The sequence below is a fragment of the Desulfomarina sp. genome (assembly GCF_054039375.1).
The window spans coordinates 1-3,087 of sequence record NZ_JBPLBA010000206.1 but is presented as its reverse complement, the minus strand read 5'-3'; the positions used below and the strand labels follow the sequence as shown (position 1 = coordinate 3,087).

At 46.5% G+C, this 3,087-nt stretch carries 1 protein-coding gene and 1 tRNA gene; both read right to left on the bottom strand.

Going from position 1 to position 3,087, the window contains the following annotated elements:
- Positions 1-6: 6 nt before the first annotated feature.
- Positions 7-83, bottom strand: a tRNA-Arg gene (locus tag ACXLDX_RS11930).
- 50 nt (positions 84-133) lie between these two features.
- The gene (locus ACXLDX_RS11925; RefSeq protein ID WP_457577410.1) at positions 134-2,101 is read right to left on the bottom strand and encodes an Rne/Rng family ribonuclease; all 1,968 of its coding nucleotides are present in this window, start codon (positions 2,099-2,101) and stop codon (positions 134-136) included.
- Between the last annotated feature and the right edge of the window lie 986 nt (positions 2,102-3,087).

Below are 3,087 nucleotides of genomic sequence, written 5' to 3'. Positions count from 1 at the left end.
AATAACTGGTACACCAGACAGGATTCGAACCTGTGACCCCCTGATTCGTAGTCAGGTACTCTATCCAGCTGAGCTACTGGTGCATGAAGAGATGTTTATATACCCCAGTTTACAGGGGAACTCAAGCTTGTTTTTATTTTTTTACCTCTTTTTCCTTCCTGTGAAAAATCAGCTCATTGTCCGCAGGTTTCATGGTTGTTTCCGCAACAATGGTAATCTCCACATCATATTTTGTTTCCATTGAGTACAGCTCCTGCCGCTTATTGTTCAGCAGATAAGACGCCACGTCAAGGGGAAAATGACATTCAATGCGGACAACCTGTTTCCTGCTGGCGGCCGTCTGTATCCTCCGCAGGTAAAAGAGAGCCAGAGTCTCTACAGAACGCACGGTTCCACGCCCCTTGCAATGTTCGCATCTTCTGTAATTCCCTGCTTCAAGGGGTGCGCCCAGTTTCTGCCTGGAAATCTGCATCAGGCCGAATTTCGAGATCCGGCTGAAGTCAACCTTGGCCCGGTCCCTCTTCATGGCGGCCTTCACTTCCCGCTCCACTGCCAGAATATTTTTTCTGCTCCGCATGTCAATAAAATCGACTACGATCAGGCCGCCGAGATCCCTCAACCTCAACTGCCGCGCCAGCTCATTGGCCGCTTCCATATTGGCCTGGAAAATAGAGGCTTCAAAATTTTTGCCCTTTGAAGTCGAACCCGAATTCACATCGATTGCCACCAGGGCTTCAGTGGGATTGATGACGATGGAACCGCCCGAAGGAAGATTAACCTGGGGCTGATAGATGGATTCAATCTGATCCTCTACACTGAACTGATTGAAAATCGGCCTGGAACCGCGGTGCAGCCGCACCTTAACATTTTTCTGTCTGGCAGGCAGAAGCTCTATAAACCCTTTCACCTGATCCAGAGCCACCGGATCATCAACAAGAATTTCCACGATGGACGGGTCAAAATGTTCGCGCAGAAACATCAGTACGTTATGGTGGTCTTCATAGACCAGACCGACCCCTTCAAGGGACTGTCCCTTTTTCTTGATTTCCTCCCACAGCCTGAGCAGATACTTGACATCCCTGGAAAGAGCTGTTTTGGTGATATCGAGGCTGGCTGTTCTTACGATCCAGCCGATCCCCTCCGGTATCTTCGTGGACTTCATGACTTCCCGCAGGCGTGTCCGTTTCTCTTCTCCAGAAATTTTTCTCGATATTCCTGAGGAATCCGAGCCGGGCATAAGGACAACGCATCGACCTGGAAGAGAAAGGTAAGTGGTCATGTTTGCCCCTTTTTTCCCTACTTCCTCTTTGACAACCTGGGCCAGGATTTCCTGACCCTTCTCAACCACATCGGAAATACTCAGTTTTTTCCACTGGTGAGCATTCACCTTTTCCCGAATGCTGTCATCAAGATCCTGCCTGTAATATTCCGGATGGATTTCACTGAACGGCAGAAAACCGTTCTTGTCGGTACCGTAATCAACAAAAGCAGCCTGAAGGCTGGGTTCAATAGCAACAATTTTTGCCTTGTAGATGTTATTTTTTGTGCGGGTCCTCGTGACCGAGGAAACATGAATGGACTCAAGGCGACCATCCTCAAGCAGTGCAATCCTGCACTCTTCTGGCTCTTCCGCATTGATAAGCAGTTTACGTACAGGTTCGGCCTTTTTTTCCCGCCGGTGCTCCCCCTTTTCCCCGGAAACTTTTTTTTCTTTCTCTGGCTTTACTTCTTTTACCTGCTGCTCCGCCTGTTTTTCCACTTCGGTTTCCACCTCTTTTTTACGAGGTGACCGACTCCGGGAGGGTTTCTGTTTTTCCTCTTTCTTTTGCCGGGAAGAACTTTTTTTTCGGCCTGCTGTGGACTTCTTTTTCTTTTCGTCTGTCGTGGACGAACTCTTTTGCTGGTTGCCTGCTGTTTTTTCCCCGGAATCTCTGCTCACTGTTTTTTTCTTTGAAGCCGTCCTCCCCACCTTCTTTTTTACATCTTCAACAGCATCGACAGTTTCCGAATCTTCCTTTACGGTGCTTTTCCACCAGGCACCAGTTGTAGCTTTAATTTTGAGAACGCTTTTCTCTTTTTCCTTCTTTTTTTTTGTAACCATTGCTCTTCCTTCACCCCTGTCCCGGAGAATCCTCCATAACATGAGCACAATTCCATCCACGCAAGGGGTAGAACCTGAAAAAAGTCAGGCTTCGCTGCCATGCATGGACACATTTTTTATCTGGGTGCCTTAAAAATTAGAATTTCCAAGGTGACCATTACTTCATTTTCCGGGCAACACCCAGTAAAGTCATTTTCTTTCTCCAGCTCCAGCTGCGGCCGGTTACTATCCTGTACTGTACAATAAGACCTGAGTCCGTGAGCATTCAATGACCATGCCGCCTGGTCTTTTTTGATCCCATTGATCAAAGCAGGCAATTTCAGCGGGTCCAAAAAAATCAGAATGCGTCACCAGGGAATCCCCCTAAAGGAGATGAAGTTTTTTCCAACAGACTTAATTGTGAATTTTGTGCCTGTATCTCAAAGTGTTATCAAGAAAAACATCACAAATCCTTCACGGACTCTGGTATGAAAATGATTATCTCTACTGAACACAACCCTCTATCTTGTGGTTCCGTTACTACTCTCACAATGTCGTTAACTTAAGGACAAAATGGTGCAGAACAGTCCCATCAACATTACTCTGACGTAATTGTCCACAGGTATCCCAGCTTTTCACAGTCTCTTTTATCCGCACAGTTAGGCTATGACGAACAAAAGAACCTGCAAAAATCTGCGGCACCTGTGAGCAATTACAGTCCAGAGGTAATAAAATCATAGAGTTGCGATCCCTGTGACCAATTACGCTCTGCTGTGTTTTGTTTGTCCTTTTTCGCTCCAGCCTGAAACAATATCAGTGCCGACTTTCCGGAGCGGTCGTGACACTTGTACAGCCTATTTCAGGGAAACACAATTTTTATTTGATATATGGAGCAGAATAATCTATTCCTGTTCACATTCAAACCAGAGTTTCCACGATAACTTTTAAACTTGACAGTGGTTGCTCGGAAACGTACACTCGGGTGTTTAACCCTGTGGATAGTTAGT